This is a genomic window from Pseudomonas sp. 22085, assembly GCF_052045815.1.
GTDB classification, from domain to species: Bacteria; Pseudomonadota; Gammaproteobacteria; order Pseudomonadales; family Pseudomonadaceae; genus Aquipseudomonas; species Aquipseudomonas glycinae.
This window is the reverse complement of sequence record NZ_JBQEQA010000002.1, coordinates 215,907-232,728: the sequence shown is the minus strand read 5'-3', so window position 1 is coordinate 232,728 and position 16,822 is coordinate 215,907. Positions and strand designations below refer to the sequence as shown.

The following is a 16,822-nucleotide window of genomic DNA, read 5'->3' as shown; positions in this document are numbered from 1 at the left end:
CAGAAGTTGCTTTCGGTGGTTCAAGGCGTTCAGTAGTCCTTGAAACAGATATGGCGCAGCGGACGGGACTCGAACCCGCGACCCCCGGCGTGACAGGCCGGTATTCTAACCGACTGAACTACCGCTGCGTATCGCTTTGAGCTTGCGCTCAAGTAACTCGTTTGACTGAAAGCTTCGGTGCTTTTCAATCGCGAACCAGACAGTGTCTGATTCGTTAAATATGGCGCAGCGGACGGGACTCGAACCCGCGACCCCCGGCGTGACAGGCCGGTATTCTAACCGACTGAACTACCGCTGCGCGTCGGTGCAGGCACTTTCAGCCTACGTTCTTGCTTGCGCAAGTCTCTCGGGAGTGGTGGGTGATGACGGGATCGAACCGCCGACATTCTGCTTGTAAGGCAGACGCTCTCCCAGCTGAGCTAATCACCCGTTTGCATCTCCGAGGCCGCGAAATTTACGCAGGTAGCGAACCTAAGTCAATAGCAGGATTGAAGTTTTTCTAAAAAAGACGAAATTGCTTCATTCCGTATAAATCATCTTCTTGGTCATGCCGCCATCGACCACGAATTCCTGGCCTGTCACAAACCCTGCATTCTTCGAAAGCAACCAAGCCACCATCGCCGCCACATCCTCGACCGTCCCTACCCTGCCCGCCGGATGCTGGGCATGATCGGTATCGGTCAGCGGTTCCGCGCGCCGCACGGATGGATCCCGCGCATCGATCCAGCCCGGGCTGACCGCATTGACGCGAATCTCCGGCCCGAGACTGATCGCCAGCGCGTGGGTCAGCGCCAGTAAACCACCCTTGCTCGCCGCATAGGCTTCCGTATCAGGTTCCGACTGCGCCGCACGGGTCGAGGCCAGATTGACGATCGCCCCGTTGTGCGCACGCAGATACGGCGCGCAGTGCTTGGCCAGCAACATCGGCCCACCGAGGTTCACCGCCAGCACCCGATTCCAATAAGCCAGGTCGAGGCTTTCCAGTGTGATGTTGTGCGGATCGGCCACGGCAGCGTTGCACACCAGCGCATCCAGGCGGCCAAACTGCCCCAGCACCTCAGCGACACCGAGCGCCACCTGACTTTCGTCCGCGACGTCCATGGCGATGAACCAGGCGTTTTCGCCGAGCACCTTCGCCACTTTCGAACCTCGCGCTCGATCCAGATCCGTCAACACCACCTGCCAGCCTTCGCTGATCAGCCATGCCGCGATGCCCAAGCCGATCCCGCGCGCGGCACCCGTGACCAATGCAACGCGGCCATGGGTGCCGATCTTTGGCGTAGACAACTCGATCACAACGCCGCCAGACCGCGCGACAGGTCGGCTTGCAGGTCAGCCACGTCTTCCAGACCGACCGCGATGCGGATCAGGCTGTCACGAATGCCGGCAGCTTCACGCTCCTGCGGCGCCAGACGGCCGTGGGATGTGGTGCTCGGGTGAGTGATGGTGGTTTTGCTGTCACCCAGGTTGGCGGTGATCGAGATCAAACGGGTCGCATCGATAAAGCGCCAGGCGCCCTCTTTGCCGCCCTTCACCTCGAAGCTCACCACCGCGCCGAAACCTTTCTGCTGACGCTGGGCCAGTTCGTGCTGCGGATGGCTCTTGAGACCGGCGTAATGCACTTTCTCGATACCGTCCTGCTGCTCCAGCCACTCGGCCAGTTGCTGAGCGTTGGCACAGTGCGCCTTCATCCGCAGATTCAGGGTTTCCAGGCCTTTGAGGAAGATCCAGGCATTGAACGGGCTGAGGGTCGGCCCGGCGGTACGCAGGAAGCCTACGATTTCCTTCATCCGCTCACTGCGACCGGCAACCACGCCGCCCATGCAACGGCCCTGGCCATCGATGAACTTGGTTGCCGAATGCACAACGATGTCTGCGCCCAACTTCAGCGGCTGCTGCAAGGCAGGCGTGCAGAAGCAGTTGTCGACTACCAGCATCGCACCCTTGGCGTGCGCGATTTCCGACAGCGCGGTGATATCCACCAGTTCAGCCAACGGATTGGACGGCGACTCGACGAACAGCAATTTGGTGTTGGACTTGATCGCTGCGTCCCAGGCCGACAGATCGGCCAGCGGCACGTAATCGACTTCCACGCCAAAACGCTTGAAATACTTCTCGAACAGGCTGATGGTCGAACCGAACACGCTGCGCGACACCAGCACATGATCGCCAGCGCTGCACAGGCTCATCACCACCGCCATGATCGCGGCCATGCCGGTGGCCGTGGCCACCGCCTGCTCGGCGCTTTCCAGCGCGGCAATGCGCTCTTCGAACGCGCGCACGGTCGGGTTGGTGTAGCGCGAGTAGACGTTGCCCGGCACTTCCCCGGCAAACCGTGCGGCCGCGTCAGCAGCGGTACGGAACACGTAGCTGGAAGTGAAGAACATCGGATCACCGTGCTCGCCTTCCGGCGTACGGTGCTGACCGGCACGTACGGCCAGGGTGTCGAACGCTACGCCTTCGAGGTCGCTGTCCAGCCGACCGGCATCCCATTCCTGACTCATGCTGTCACTCCTTGCCCTGTTCTCGATAAATAAAAGTCTTTTGCCAGATACAAAACCGGCCCCTAAGGGCCGGTTGAAACTCAGTTGTTGTACAGATCGATGATCGCACTGACCGCCTGGGTCTTGACCTTCGAGGCATCGTTGCGTGCCTGTTCGATCTTGTTCAGGTAAGCCTCGTCGACATCGCCGGTGACGTACTTGCCGTCAAATACTGCGCAATCGAAGTTTTCGATCTTGATCTTGCCGCCACCGACCGCTTCGATCAAGTCAGGCAGGTCCTGATAGATCAGCCAGTCGGCGCCGATCAGATCAGCGACATCCTGAGTCGAACGATTGTGCGCGATCAGCTCGTGAGCGCTCGGCATGTCGATGCCGTACACGTTCGGGAAGCGAACAGCCGGAGCCGCCGAGCAGAAGTAGACGTTTTTCGCGCCGGCTTCGCGGGCCATCTGGATGATCTGCTTGCAGGTGGTGCCGCGAACGATCGAGTCGTCCACCAGCATCACGTTCTTGCCGCGGAACTCCAGCTCGATGGCGTTCAGCTTCTGGCGTACCGATTTCTTGCGCGCGGCCTGGCCAGGCATGATGAAGGTACGGCCGATGTAACGGTTCTTGACGAAGCCTTCGCGGAATTTCACGCCCAGATGGTTGGCCAGCTCCAGCGCGGCAGTGCGGCTGGTGTCCGGAATCGGGATGACCACGTCGATATCGTGCTCTGGACGCTCGCGCAGAATCTTCTCGGCCAGCTTCTCACCCATGCGCAGACGGGCCTTGTAGACCGACACGCCGTCGATGATCGAGTCCGGACGCGCCAGATAGACGTGTTCGAAGATGCACGGAGTCAGGGACGGGTTGGTTGCGCACTGACGGGTGTGCAGTTTGCCATCTTCAGTGATATAGACCGCTTCGCCCGGTGCCAGGTCGCGGATCAGGGTGAAGCCGAGTACGTCCAGCGAAACGCTTTCGGAGGCGATCATGTACTCGACGCCTTCGTCAGTGTGACGCTGGCCGAACACGATCGGGCGGATGCCGTGGGGGTCACGGAAACCGACGATGCCGTAACCGGTCACCATTGCCACGACCGCGTAACCACCGACGCAACGGTTGTGCACGTCGGTCACGGCGGCAAACACGTCTTCTTCGGTCGGTTGCAGCTTGCCGCGCTGGGCCAGCTCGTGGGCGAACACGTTGAGCAACACTTCCGAGTCGGAGCTGGTGTTGACGTGACGCAGATCGGATTCGTAGATCTCTTTGGCCAACTGTTCAACGTTGGTCAGGTTACCGTTATGCGCCAGGGTGATGCCGTACGGCGAGTTGACGTAGAACGGCTGGGCCTCGGCCGAGGTCGAGCTGCCGGCAGTCGGGTAACGGACGTGGCCGATACCCATGTGGCCGACCAGGCGCTGCATGTGACGCTGCTGAAACACGTCACGCACCAGGCCATTGTCCTTGCGCAAGAACAACCGGCCATCATGGCTGGTCACGATACCGGCAGCGTCCTGGCCGCGGTGCTGGAGCACGGTTAGCGCGTCATACAGCGCCTGATTGACGTTCGACTTACCGACGATACCGACGATGCCACACATGCGACGCAACCCCTACTTAATGGATCTGAACTGAACAACACTCACTGAGGCGTTTTGGCCGACGGCAAGAGTTGCTCCTTGAACGGAATATCAGCGGGTACGCTGATTCCGCTGGCAAGCCACTGACTGCTCCACCCGAGAATCAGGTTCTTGGACCAGTCTGCGACCAATAGAAACTTTGGCACGAGCTGTGATTCTTTCCACCACCCGTCCTGCTGTACCGGCCCCAGGCTCAACAGCCCGACTGCCACGACCACCAGCAACACGCCACGCGCAGCGCCGAAGGCCATGCCGAGGAATCGATCGGTCCCGGACAACCCGGTGACGCGAACCAACTCGCCGATAAGATAATTGATCATTGCGCCCACGATCAGTGTGGCGACAAACATGATGGCACAGCCCGTGATCACACGAGCCGACGGTGTTTGAATGTATCCGGCGAGGTACTCGGACAGTGAGCCACCGAACATCCAGGCAACAGCTCCTGCGATGATCCAGGTCACCAGCGACAATGCTTCTTTGACGAAGCCGCGGCTCAAACTGATCAAAGCGGAGATGGCGATGATTGCAACGATCGCCCAGTCAACCCAGGTAAATGGCACAGTGCAGCCTACAGACGGATAAGGCGGCGCATTTTAGCAGAGCGCATGGCTGTCGGTAAGCTGCGATTTTCAGTGCATTTCTATCGAAGTGATAGATATCAGCCGCGTTCGGGCTGGAAGCGCACCACAAACCCCTTGAGGTTCTGCTGGCGGCTCAACAGATCACGCAGACGATCGGCTTCGGCGCGCTCGATCAGCGGGCCGACAAACACCCGGTTCTTGCCATCGGCCGAACGGATATAAGCGTTGTAACCCTGGCTGCGCAGGGTTTTCTGCAGACTTTCGGCGCTGGCGCGGCTCGACAGACTGGCCAGTTGCACCGACCAGCTCACCGACAGGCCATTGGCATCGACGCGGCTCTGGGTGGTATCCGGCTTGGTAGACAATGCAGCGATCGGCTGGGCCGGGGCCGTGGTTGGCTTGGCCGCTGAAGCCGGAGCAGGCGCCGGCGCAACCGGTTTGGCCACCGGCGCCGGAGCCGGGGCTGGCGCGGCGGAAGCAATCGGCGCCGTTGGCACAGCCTGCTCGGCGACTTCGTCATCGCTCGGCACTGGCTCTTGCGGCAGAACCTGAGGCTCCGGCACCGCAACGGTTTCCATCTGGATCTGCGCCACGGCGGGCGCTTGCGGCGCAGCCGGCGCCTCGACGGTCACCTGACGCTGTTCATCCTGACGGGAAAACAGCATCGGCAGGAAAATCACCGCCAGCGCCACCAGCACCAGGGCACCGACCATGCGCTGCTTGTACGCTTTATCCAGCAAAGCCATTTGCCGCTTCCTCCGTGGAGCGCCGAGACAGCCATTCAAGGGCCTCGGCGACACAATAAAATGATCCGAACAGCAAGATCTCGTCGTCGCTGGTGGCCACTGCACACTGCCCTTCCAGGGCGGCCGCCACGCTGTCATAAGACGTGACCGAGGCGCCAAGGTTCTGCAATGCCTGTTTCAATTCATCCACCGGACGCGAACGCGGCGAATCCAGCGGCGCCACCGCCCAGTGCTGGACGCTGGCATTCAACTCACCGATGACACCGTCCAGATCCTTGTCCGCCAACAGGCCGAACACCGCCAGACGCTTGCCGACCGGTGGACGAGCCGCCAGACGCCGCGCCAGATACTCCGCCGCATGCGGGTTATGGCCGACATCCAGCAGCAGGTTCAGACGCTTGCCGTTCCATTCGAACGAGCGACGATCAAGGCGACCGACCACGCGAGTCGCCTGCAGCGCCGCTGCAATCTGCCCGGCATCCCACGGCAAACCGAGCAGCAGATAAGCCTGCAACGCCAGCGCAGCGTTTTCCATCGGCAGGTCGAGCAGCGGCAAATCGCGCAGCTCGACAATCTGACCGTCAGTATCGGTACCGCGCCACTGCCAGAATTGATCAGTGATGCCGAGATCGAAATCGCGCCCGCGCAGGAAGAACGGGCAAGCCAGCTCGCGCACCTTGTCCAGCAGGGGTTGTGGAGGATTCAGATCGCCGCACAGCGCAGATTTGCCCTGACGGAAAATCCCGGCCTTCTCGAAGGCCACGGATTCGCGGGTATTGCCCAGGTAATCGGCGTGATCGACACCGATGCTGGTGACCAGCGCGATATCGGCATCGACCACGTTGACCGTGTCCAGACGCCCGCCCAGCCCGACTTCCAGCACCACCGCGTCGAGCCCGGCCTGTTGAAACAGCCAGAACGCCGCCAGGGTGCCCATTTCGAAGTAAGTCAGGGAAGTGTCGCCGCGCCCCGCTTCGACCGCCGCGAAGGCTTCGCACAGCTGCGCGTCAGTGGCTTCGACGCCATTGAGCTGCACCCGCTCGTTGTAACGCAGCAGGTGCGGAGAATTGTAGACACCAACGCTCAGGCCCTGCGCCCGCAGCAATGAAGCCACGAAAGCGCAGGTCGACCCCTTGCCGTTGGTGCCGGTGACCGTAATCACCCGTGGCGCCGGCTGGCCCAGTCCCATGCGGGACGCTACCTGTTGCGAACGCTCCAGCCCCATGTCGATGGCCGATGGATGCAACTGTTCAAGGTAGGCGAGCCACTCGCCAAGGGTGCGCTCGGTCATACGTTGGCAGGCACCGGCGGAACGACGATCGGCTCGATCGGCGCAGCAACGAATTTAGGCGTCGGTTTGCCGGTCAGTTGCGCCAGCAGGTTACCCAGACGCGGACGCAGTTCGCGACGGTCGATGATCAGGTCGATTGCACCGTGCTCCAGCAGGAACTCGCTGCGCTGGAAGCCTTCCGGCAGTTTTTCGCGCACGGTCTGCTCGATCACGCGCGGACCGGCGAAGCCGATCAGGGCTTTAGGCTCGCCGACGATCACGTCGCCCAGCATCGCCAGACTGGCGGAAACGCCGCCGTAAACCGGATCGGTCAGTACGGAGATGAACGGAATGCCTTCTTCACGCAGACGCGCCAGTACGGCCGAGGTCTTGGCCATCTGCATCAGCGAGATCAGGGCTTCCTGCATCCGCGCGCCACCGGAGGCGGAGAAGCAGACCATCGGGCAACGGTTTTCCAGCGCGTAGTTGGCGGCGCGTACGAAGCGCTCACCGACGATGGCGCCCATGGAACCGCCCATGAAGCTGAATTCGAACGCCGAAACCACGACCGGCATGCCCAGCAGGGTGCCGCTCATGGAAACCAGTGCGTCTTTCTCGCCGGTCTGCTTCTGGGCGGCGACCAGACGGTCCTTGTACTTCTTGCCGTCGCGGAATTTCAGACGGTCAACCGGCTCCAGATCGGCGCCCAGTTCGGCACGGCCTTCGGCGTCCAGGAAGATGTCGATGCGCGCACGTGCGCCGATGCGCATGTGGTGGTTGCACTTAGGGCAAACGTCCAGGGTCTTTTCCAGCTCCGGACGATACAGCACAGCCTCGCAGGACGGGCATTTGTGCCACAGACCTTCAGGGACCGAGCTCTTTTTGACCTCGGAACGCATGATCGAAGGGATCAGCTTGTCTACCAACCAGTTGCTCATGCTTTCTTTCTCCAGTACCGGCGGCCCGAACGCTCTGGTTCGCGGCCCCGCGTATGCCCTTCAGCTAAATTCATGTGTGGCGATGATCGGCCGGGCTGCCGGGTCAGCGGAACTGACCTGCGTACACCCCGAAAAGACCCTCAGCCTCTTTTCTACAGAGCTGTGGACGGCGGCAGTCTGCCAGCCGTCACATCAGCGTACGGCGTTGATGAATGCACGAATCTTTGCGTGATCCTTGATGCCCTTGCTCGCCTCTACCCCGCCGCTGACATCCACGGCATACGGCCGCACTTGGGCGATCGCATCGGCGACGTTCTCCGGCGTCAGGCCGCCGGCCAGAATCAACGGTTTGCTCAAGCCTTGCGGAATCAATGACCAGTCGAACGCCTCGCCGGTTCCGCCGGGCACGCCTTCGACATAAGTGTCGAGCAGCACGCCGCTGGCACTTGGGTAGGCATCGCAGGCAGCGGCAATGTCATCGCCCGCCTTGACCCGCAAAGCCTTGATGTACGGCCGGTGCCAGCCTTCACACTCGGCGGCGGTTTCGTCGCCGTGGAACTGCAACAGATCCAGCGGCACGGCATCGAGGATTTCCCCGAGCTCGCAGCGACTGGCGTTGACGAACAGCCCGACCGTGGTCACGAACGGCGGCAATGCGGCGATGATCGCCCGCGCCTGCTGCACGGTCACGGCCCGGGGACTTTTAGCGTAGAACACAAAACCGATGGCATCGGCCCCGGCCTCGACGGCTGCCAACGCATCTTCCATGCGGGTAATCCCGCAAATCTTGCTGCGAACGGCTGACATGTCGATAAAAACCCCAAGGCAAATCCGAGAAAGTCCCGGATGGTAACAAATGCGTTCGAGGGCGTCAGCCGTCAAGTTCCGCGAAACCCGTAAGGAAATGTGGCCCGATGAAACGCTCGGGCAACGGGAACTCGTCGTGATACTCGACCTGCACCAGATACAGGCCGAACGGATGCGCCGTGACCCCGCCGGAACGCCGCTCGCGGCTCTCCAGCACTTCTTTCATCCACTCCACCGGCCGCTCGCCGGCACCGATGGTCATCAGCACGCCGGCGATGTTGCGCACCATGTGGTGCAGGAACGCGTTGGCGCGGATGTCCAGAACGATCATTTTGCCGTGACGGGTCACGCGCAGGTGATGCATCTGCTTGATCGGCGACTTGGCCTGGCACTGGCCGGCACGGAAGGCACTGAAATCATGGGTACCGATCAGGTACTGCGCGGCCTCGGCCATGCGTTCGACGTCCAGCGGACGGTGATTCCAGGTGATTTCTTCGTTGAGATGCGCCGGGCGGATCTGATCGTTGTAGATCACGTAGCGATAGCGCCGGGCAATCGCCTTGAATCGCGCATGGAAATGCGCCGGCATGACCTTCGCCCAACTGACGCTGATGTCGTGGGGCAGATTGATGTTGGCGCCCATGACCCAGGCTTTCAGCGAACGGTCGACCTGGGTATCGAAATGCACCACTTGCCCGCACGCATGCACACCGGCGTCGGTGCGCCCCGCGCATTGCAGCGAGATCGGTGAGTCGGCGACCTTCGACAGGGCTTTTTCCAGGGTTTCCTGCACGGTGAGCACACCGGTGGACTGGCGCTGCCAGCCGCTATAGCGCGAGCCCTTGTATTCAACGCCCAGCGCGACGCGGAAAAAGCCTTCGGGTGCCATTTCGGCGGCCGGGTTATCTATGTTTGCCAAGTCGGTACAGCCTGCTGATCTACAAAGGCGGGCATTATAAGGCGGCGGGACGGGGAAACCAGACCCAAACAAAAACGGCAGCCTCATGGGCTGCCGTTCTGTTTAGCGCTCAATGCCGACTCAGGCCAGATGCGAAAGCATTTCGCTCGCTTCGCTCTTCTGCTTGTCGTTGCCCTCGCTGATGACTTCATTGAGGATGTCGCGCGCACCGTCGTTGTCGCCCATGTCGATGTAGGCCTGCGCCAGATCGAGCTTGGTCGCGGCTTCGTCGGTGCCGGACAGGAAGTCGAAGTCATCCTCACCCAGATCATCACCCAACGCAGCATCAGCTTCGGTGAAGCTTGGCTCGTTGATGCTGCTCGACAGGCGATCCAGCTCAGCGTTGACGTCATCCAGCTCGGCGGCGAACGCATCCGGCTCGGCTGGCGCAGCGTCCATTTCGTCAGCCAGGGACAGGTCGAAATCGGCTGGCAGCTCCAGATCGTCCTGCGGCACGTCGGTCACGGCCGGGGTTTCGACCAGCGGCAGATCCTTCACGCCTTCGTCCAGATCCAGCAGGAAGTCATCGTCTGCCAACTCGACCGGCGCAGGCGCAGGGTCGGCACCGAGATCCAGATCCAGGTCGAAGTCCGACAGGTCGTCGAGGTTTTCCTTGATGTCGGTTTGCTGTTGCAGCACCGACTCGAAGCTCAGGTCGTCGTCAGTCGGGAATGCGTCCAGCTCGACCGGCGTTTCCGGCTCGACAGCCGCCACAGGTTCAACTGGCGTGATGTTGTCGAGATCGTCGAGGCTCAGGTCAAAAGCGCTGTCCAGATCGTCATCTGCCGCAGCAGAAGCAGCCGGCGCTTCAGGCTCGTCGAGCAGCAGCTCCTTGACGTATTCCGCGTCCAGTTCGGCGGCAATCGCCGCTGCCGCCAGACCGCTGGCCGCGACGACCGCCATGGCCGGGAAGCGGCTTTTCAGCTCTTCGACCTTGGCGAAGTTGTCGCCATTGGCAACCAGTTGTCGCTCCTGGCCGACGAAGGCATCGCGATCACCCTGGCGACCGTAAACCTCCATCAGCTTCAGACGCAGATCGCTGCGCTGCGGCTCCAGGCTCACGCCCTCCTCCAGCAACGCGGCGGCTTGATTCAAACGACCGCCGTCGATGTGCGACTGCGCCTTGTCCAGCACGTCGTCGGAACGCTCGGCGGCCGGCGCCACCAGCGGCGCGGCGATCGGCTCGGCCATCACGACGGGCGCAACTACAGCAGCGGCGGCAGGCGCCGCAGCTGGAGCTGGAGCTGGAGCTGGAGCTGGAGCTGGAGCCGGGGTCAGCTTGACGCTGGCGGCTGGCACCTCCAGACCTTCGAAGCTGCTTTCCGGCAGATCGAGATCCTGGGAGAAGGACTGCTCCTCCAGCGCACGTGCCATACGCAGGTGTTTTTCGGCTTCCTGTTGCGCCTTGCGGCGACGGGCCAGCAGCAACAACAGGAGCAGCAGGACCACTGCACCGCCACCGACCAGACCCAACAGGATTGGATTGGTCAGCAGTTCATTGAAGGTTTTTTCGTCATTGGCGGCCGGCGTCGTTTCAACCACAGGCTCGACAACCGGCTCGACCGGGGCCGGAGCAGCGGCCTCAGGCGCAGGTGCGACTGGCGCAACCTCTGCAGCAGTCGCCGGTGGCGTGGTTGCCAGTTCCGCAGTGATCGCAGGAACAACAGGGGCCGTTGTGGCCGGAGCCGAGCCCGAACCTTCGGCCTGCATTTTCGCCAGTTGATTGTTCTTCAGCTCGATCAGGCGTTGCAGCTTGTCCAGCTGGCTTTGCAGATCGGCCATGCGGCTTTTCAGCTCTTCGTTGTCACGACGGGTGGTGTCGAGACTTTCCTGAGTGACCGCCAGTTTGTTGCTCAGGGCCTTGGCATCGCCGGCCGGACCCTTGCCACGCGCCTTGGCGCTTTCGGCTGACACCAGGCTCAGGTTGTCCTTGGCGTTTTGCGCAGCACCGGTATTGGCGCGACCACGATTGGTCGCATCGAGCTGCTGCTGACCGGTGCCCGGCTTGGCCACATAACGACGACCCTGCCGCCAGGCTTCGTTCTGCGCCGCCACTTCGGCAATCGCTTTGGACTGCGGCAGTGCGGTGCTTTGCACCTGGTCCGGCAGACGCAGCACCTGACCGGTTTTCAGGCGGTTGATGTTGCCGCCGATGAACGCGTCCGGGTTCAGGGCCTGGATCGCCAGCATGGTCTGCTGCACCGAACCGCCGGTGCGCGCCTTCGCGGCGATTTCCCACAGGGTGTCGCGCGGCGTGGTGGTGTGGGTTGAATGCGTGGCGCCGGTGGTCGGAGCGGTGATGGTTTGCGCCGGCGCAGGCTGGGCGGCGGCATCAGCGGTCTGCGGCGAGAACTTCGATGGATCCAGCAACACGCTGTAATCACGCAGCAGACGGCCGTTCGGCCACATCACCTGCACGAGGAATTTCACCATCGGTTCCGACAGCGGTTTGCTCGAGGTAACGCGCAGCACACTTTTGCCGCTGGCGTTGAGCACCGGCGTGAACGTCAGATCATTGAGGAAGGCCTGGCGATCGACGCCAGCCTTGGCGAAATCTTCCGGCGAGGCCAGGCTCGGCACCACTTCTGCAGCGGTCAGATCCTTGACATCGAGCAGCTCGATTTCCGCCACCAGCGGCTGGTTCAGGGTCGACTTCAGGGTCAGCTCCCCGAGCCCGAGGGCATGCGCCATACCGGAGGACAGCGCCGAGGCGGCCGCTATTGCTAACACCAGTTTGCGAACTTGAACCATAGCCTCTTCCTTTGTTTGAACGTTCCTCGGCCAGCGAGAAGATGTTGATAGTCGCTGCCGTAAGGCATTGCGCGCGACGACGACAGCATGCCGCGCGCGATCATTTCTTTGATGCCCCGGAAAGTCCCGGAGGGTGTCGCGTCATCAAGCGATCTGGCCAAGCATAGCGCCCGGCTAGAATCAGTCGACAAATTGTTGCCAAGTATCTTTTACAGCAGGTCTTTTATCAACAACTCGGCGACCTGCACGGCGTTGAGGGCCGCACCTTTGCGTACGTTATCTGACGTCAGCCACAGATTAAGTTCCGACGGCTCGTCGACACCGGCGCGCACCCGCCCGACGTAGACCACGTCCTGCCCGACCGCGTCACCGACGGCGGTCGGATAATCGCCCGCCTCGACCAGCTCGATGCCGTCGGCCTCTTCAAGCGCGGCGTTGACCTTTTCCAGGTCGACCGCGCTCGCTGACTGCAAGGTCACGCTAAAGCTATCGCCAAAAAACACCGGGGCTTGAACGCAAGTTGCGGAAATCTTTAATAAAGGCTTGGCCAGCACCTGACGCAGCTCGCGCACCAGACGTTTTTCCAGCAGCGTGTGACCTTGCGCGTCGGGCGTACCGACCTGGGCCAGCAGGTTGAAAGCCATCTGCCGGTCGAAGAATGTCGGCTCCAGCGGACGCATGTTCAGCAGCTCGGCGGTCTGGCGCGCCAGTTCGGTCATGGCTTCGCGGCCCTGGGCGGAAACCGCCAGATTGGCGGTGACGTGCACATATTGCAGCTCGATCAGATCGAGCAGCGGCGCCAGCACCACGGCCAATGTGGTGGCCGACGGGCTCGGGCTGCTGACCTGGAACGGTGCTTTCAAACCGGCCAGCACCTCGGCATTGGCTTCCGGCACCACTTGCGGCGCCTGATCCGCCGGCAAGGCGCCGGACAGATCGACCAGCGAGCAACCTGCCGCGTGAGCGCGGGCGGCGTAACTCAGGGTGATGGCAGGGCCGGCGGCGAAGAACGCCAGCTTGACCTTGCTGAAATCGAACTCGTCGACTTCACGCACGCGCACGTTCTTGTTGCGAAACAGCACCGAGCTGCCGGCGGATTCGCTGCTGGCCAACAGGTGCAAGGTGCCGACCGGGAAGTCGCGCTCCTCGAGAATCTGCACGAGGGTTTCGCCGACAGTACCGGTGGCGCCGATCACGGCAATATCAAGGGTCTGGGTCATGTTGCTACCTCTGGCGAAACGGGGGGAGCGGCACTTTACCGGCAGACTGGCGCACAGGCAATTTCTGCCGGGGATTAGTGCCACCTGTACCGACCTCATCGCTGGCAAGCCAGCTCCCACAGGTTTCTATGGTGCAATAAAAACCGGGGCCGACACCAAACACTGTGGGAGCTGGCTTGCCAGCGATGGGACCAGACCAGGCACCCGAGCACAGTCAGGCATAAAAAAACCGTACCTCTCACAAGGCACGGTTTTTTTCACAGCTTCAAGCGATCAACGCTCAAGCAGGATCCGCAGCATGCGACGCAGCGGTTCGGCCGCGCCCCACAGCAGTTGGTCGCCGACGGTGAAAGCACCGACGAACTGCGACCCCATGTTCAGCTTGCGCAGACGACCGACCGGTACGTTCAGGGTGCCGGTAACTTTCGTCGGACTCAGCTCCTGCATACTGATATCGCGATTGTTCGGCACCAGCTTGACCCAAGGGTTGTGCTGACTGATCAGCCCTTCGATGTCGGCGATCGGCACGTCTTTGTTCAGCTTGATGGTCAGCGCCTGGCTGTGGCAACGCATGGCGCCGATGCGCACGCAGATACCGTCGACCGGGATCGGGCTCTTGAAGCGACCGAGGATCTTGTTGGTCTCGGCCTGGGCCTTCCACTCTTCGCGGCTCTGGCCATTCGGCAGTTCCTTGTCGATCCACGGGATCAGGCTGCCGGCCAGCGGTACGCCGAAGTTTTCGGTCGGGTACGCGTCGCTGCGCATGGCTTCGGCCACACGACGGTCGATGTCGAGGATCGCGCTGGCAGGATCGGCCAGTTGATCGGCGACAGCGGCGTGGGTCGCACCCATCTGCTTGATCAGTTCACGCATGTTCTGCGCGCCGGCACCGGACGCCGCCTGATAGGTCATGGCGCTCATCCACTCGACCAGACCGGCTTCGAACAGACCGCCCAGGCCCATCAGCATCAGGCTGACGGTGCAGTTGCCGCCGATGTAGTTCTTGGTGCCCGCGTCAAGCTGCTGGTCGATGACCTTGCGGTTGACCGGATCGAGGATGATGACGGCGTCGTCATTCATCCGCAGGCTCGAGGCCGCGTCGATCCAGTAACCCTGCCAGCCGGCTTCGCGCAGCTTCGGGAACACTTCGCTGGTGTAGTCGCCGCCCTGGCAGGTCAGGATCACGTCGAGGGTCTTCAGCTCTTCAATGCTGTAAGCGTCCTTGAGCGGAGCAATGTCCTTGCCCACGGACGGGCCTTGGCCACCGACATTGGAAGTGGTGAAAAACACCGGCTCGATAAGATCGAAATCCTGCTCTTCCAGCATCCGCTGCATGAGCACGGAACCGACCATGCCGCGCCAACCGATCAGACCTACACGTTTCATCGCAACTACACCTTCTTGAAAAGTGGGCCGCTGCTTTGTATTGAATTTCGCAGCGGGCCCGAGAGATTACAGATTCCGCAGCGCGGCGACTACTGCGTCACCCATTTCCTGCGTACCGACTTTAGTGCAACCGGTCGAAAAGATGTCGCCGGTGCGCAGACCCTGATCCAGCACCACGCTGACCGCTTTCTCGATGGCATCCGCCGCGTCCTGCAGATTGAAGCTGTAACGCAGCATCATCGACACCGAGAGAATGGTCGCCAGCGGGTTGGCGATGCCTTTGCCCGCGATGTCCGGTGCCGAACCGTGGCAAGGCTCGTACATGCCCTTATTGTTGGCGTCCAGCGAGGCCGACGGCAGCATGCCGATGGAGCCGGTGAGCATCGACGCTTCGTCGGACAGAATGTCGCCGAACATGTTGTCGGTGACGATCACGTCGAACTGCTTCGGTGCACGCACCAGTTGCATGGCGGCGTTGTCGACGTACATGTGGCTCAGTTCGACGTCCGGGTAATCCTTGGCGACCTGCTCGACCACTTCACGCCACAGTTGGCTGGACGCCAGCACGTTGGCCTTGTCCACCGAGCACAGTTTCTTGCCACGCACGCGGGCCATGTCGAAACCGACACGGGCGATGCGGCGGATTTCACTCTCACTGTACGGCAGGGTGTCGTAGGACTGGCGCTCGCCGTTTTCCAGGGTACGGGTGCCACGCGGCGCGCCGAAGTAGATGCCGCCGGTCAGCTCACGGACGATCAGGATATCCAGGCCGGCAACGATTTCCGGCTTCAGGCTCGAAGCCTCGGCCAGTTGCGGGTACAGGATCGCCGGACGCAGGTTGCCGAACAGGCCCAGTTGCGCACGGATTTTCAGCAGGCCGCGCTCAGGGCGGATGTCACGCTCGATGGTGTCCCATTTCGGGCCGCCCACGGCGCCCAGCAGCACAGCGTCGGCAGCGCGGGCACGATCGAGGGTTTCGTCGGCCAGCGGCACGCCGTGCTTGTCGATGGCGGCGCCACCGATCACGTCATGGCTCAGCTCGAAGCCCAGGCTGTACTTGTCGTTGGCCAGCTCCAGCACCTTGACCGCTTCGGCCATGATTTCCGGACCAATACCGTCGCCTGGGAGAATCAGAATCTGCTTGCTCATGCTTTCCTCGTGTCTTCAGTCGGTGCGCCATCGACTGGCGCGCCCGGAAAAATACTTATCGTTTCAGGATTACTTTTCAGCCCAGAGCACCAGTACATCTGTACTGAACGAACCATCGGCCTCAATCTCAAAATATTCGCGCACTTCGTTGCCCATTGATTGCTGCAACTGGCGGATCGCGGCGCGCATCACCTCAGGCGTGCGCATCCGTTCGACCCAGCTGTTGTACTCCAGACGCAGGCGCTGACGCGTGGTGCTGCGGGTGTGCAGCCCGGCCTCGCTGACCTGGCGCAACCACTCACCGGCGGAATAATCGCGCACATGGCTGGTGTCGCGCAGCACTTCGACGCTCTGCAAATAGGTGTCGAACAGCGGACTGCCCGGCGACAGCACATCGATGAACGCCGCCACGCCACCTGGTTTCAGCACCCGGCGCACTTCGCGCAAGGCCACGCCGAGATCGCTCCAATGGTGCGCCGAATAGCGGCTGAACACGAAGTCGAATTCGCCATCGGCAAACGGCAGACGCTCGGCGGCGCCGTTGACCGTGGACACGTTGCTCAAGCCGCGATCAACGGCAGCGGCGGCCACCACGTCGAGCATCTGCTGCGACAAGTCGTAGGCCACCACTTCTTTCACCAACGGGGCGACGTGAAAACTCACGTGCCCGGCGCCACAACCCAGATCCAGTACCCGTGCCTCGCCCTGCCCCGCCAGCTCAGCCTGCAGCAGCGCAAATTCAGTGCCTTGAGCGTGAACGGCGCTGCTCAGGTAGGCGGCGGCCTGTTCACCGAATTGCTTTTGTACAACCTGACTGTGGGCGGTGCTGGTCATGGGGACTTCCCTTTGATCTTGGGTTGCTTGATCCGGCCTCATCGCTGGCA

General features: G+C 61.8%; 14 protein-coding genes and 3 tRNA genes. All 17 read right to left on the bottom strand.

Annotated features, from left to right (window positions below):
* Positions 1 to 51: 51 nt before the first annotated feature.
* The 17 genes from ACTJK7_RS03270 to ACTJK7_RS03190 all read right to left on the bottom strand — a co-directional run bounded on the left by ACTJK7_RS03270 (position 52) and on the right by ACTJK7_RS03190 (position 16,772).
* Positions 52 to 128: transfer RNA gene (locus ACTJK7_RS03270), tRNA-Asp, on the bottom strand.
* Between the two features lie 93 nt (positions 129 to 221).
* Positions 222 to 298, bottom strand: a tRNA-Asp gene (locus ACTJK7_RS03265).
* Between the two features lie 55 nt (positions 299 to 353).
* Positions 354 to 429 (bottom strand) — tRNA-Val (locus ACTJK7_RS03260).
* Positions 430 to 519: 90 nt separating this feature from the next.
* Positions 520 to 1,296 carry an SDR family oxidoreductase gene (locus tag ACTJK7_RS03255; protein WP_440780269.1) on the bottom strand — a complete coding sequence of 259 codons (777 nt, stop codon included), beginning with the start codon at positions 1,294 to 1,296 and terminating at the stop codon, positions 520 to 522.
* A complete protein-coding gene (locus tag ACTJK7_RS03250) occupies positions 1,293 to 2,504 on the bottom strand; it encodes an O-succinylhomoserine sulfhydrylase (protein ID WP_108560720.1) in 1,212 nt (403 codons plus the stop codon). The genes ACTJK7_RS03255 and ACTJK7_RS03250 overlap by 4 nt, the downstream gene beginning before the upstream one ends.
* 80 nt (positions 2,505 to 2,584) lie before the next feature.
* Positions 2,585 to 4,090, bottom strand: a complete 1,506-nt coding sequence (purF, locus tag ACTJK7_RS03245; RefSeq protein ID WP_007956466.1) for an amidophosphoribosyltransferase — start codon at positions 4,088 to 4,090, stop codon at positions 2,585 to 2,587.
* A 41-nt stretch (positions 4,091 to 4,131) separates the two neighbouring features.
* Positions 4,132 to 4,692, bottom strand: coding sequence for a CvpA family protein (locus tag ACTJK7_RS03240; RefSeq protein ID WP_007956464.1), 561 nt, complete (start codon positions 4,690 to 4,692; stop codon positions 4,132 to 4,134).
* A gap of 98 nt (positions 4,693 to 4,790) precedes the next feature.
* Entirely contained in the window at positions 4,791 to 5,459 is a 669-nt protein-coding gene (locus ACTJK7_RS03235) for an SPOR domain-containing protein (protein ID WP_440780268.1), read from the bottom strand.
* Positions 5,443 to 6,750: a bifunctional tetrahydrofolate synthase/dihydrofolate synthase gene (folC, locus tag ACTJK7_RS03230; RefSeq protein WP_108560717.1), complete on the bottom strand. Its 1,308-nt coding sequence runs from the start codon at positions 6,748 to 6,750 to the stop codon at positions 5,443 to 5,445. Before folC ends, ACTJK7_RS03235 begins: the two co-directional genes overlap by 17 nt.
* Complete coding sequence (gene accD / locus ACTJK7_RS03225; RefSeq protein WP_064378840.1) at positions 6,747 to 7,667, bottom strand: acetyl-CoA carboxylase, carboxyltransferase subunit beta; 921 nt, start codon at positions 7,665 to 7,667, stop codon at positions 6,747 to 6,749. Before accD ends, folC begins: the two co-directional genes overlap by 4 nt.
* Before the next feature lie 192 nt (positions 7,668 to 7,859).
* On the bottom strand, positions 7,860 to 8,474 hold the full coding sequence (locus ACTJK7_RS03220; protein ID WP_064378839.1) for a phosphoribosylanthranilate isomerase: 615 nt from the start codon (positions 8,472 to 8,474) through the stop codon (positions 7,860 to 7,862).
* 64 nt (positions 8,475 to 8,538) lie between these two features.
* Complete coding sequence (truA, locus tag ACTJK7_RS03215) at positions 8,539 to 9,363, bottom strand: tRNA pseudouridine(38-40) synthase TruA (protein WP_199913022.1); 825 nt, start codon at positions 9,361 to 9,363, stop codon at positions 8,539 to 8,541.
* Between the two features lie 150 nt (positions 9,364 to 9,513).
* Positions 9,514 to 12,183 carry a FimV/HubP family polar landmark protein gene (locus ACTJK7_RS03210; protein ID WP_108560711.1) on the bottom strand — a complete coding sequence of 890 codons (2,670 nt, stop codon included), beginning with the start codon at positions 12,181 to 12,183 and terminating at the stop codon, positions 9,514 to 9,516.
* 209 nt (positions 12,184 to 12,392) lie between these two features.
* Complete coding sequence (locus ACTJK7_RS03205) at positions 12,393 to 13,403, bottom strand: aspartate-semialdehyde dehydrogenase (RefSeq protein ID WP_440780266.1); 1,011 nt, start codon at positions 13,401 to 13,403, stop codon at positions 12,393 to 12,395.
* Between the two features lie 273 nt (positions 13,404 to 13,676).
* Positions 13,677 to 14,789, bottom strand: a complete 1,113-nt coding sequence (asd, locus tag ACTJK7_RS03200; protein ID WP_003226428.1) for an aspartate-semialdehyde dehydrogenase — start codon at positions 14,787 to 14,789, stop codon at positions 13,677 to 13,679.
* Positions 14,790 to 14,855: 66 nt separating this feature from the next.
* A complete protein-coding gene (gene leuB / locus ACTJK7_RS03195) occupies positions 14,856 to 15,938 on the bottom strand; it encodes a 3-isopropylmalate dehydrogenase (RefSeq protein WP_108560704.1) in 1,083 nt (360 codons plus the stop codon).
* Between the two features lie 69 nt (positions 15,939 to 16,007).
* On the bottom strand, positions 16,008 to 16,772 hold the full coding sequence (locus ACTJK7_RS03190) for a class I SAM-dependent methyltransferase (RefSeq protein WP_007956447.1): 765 nt from the start codon (positions 16,770 to 16,772) through the stop codon (positions 16,008 to 16,010).
* Between the last annotated feature and the right edge of the window lie 50 nt (positions 16,773 to 16,822).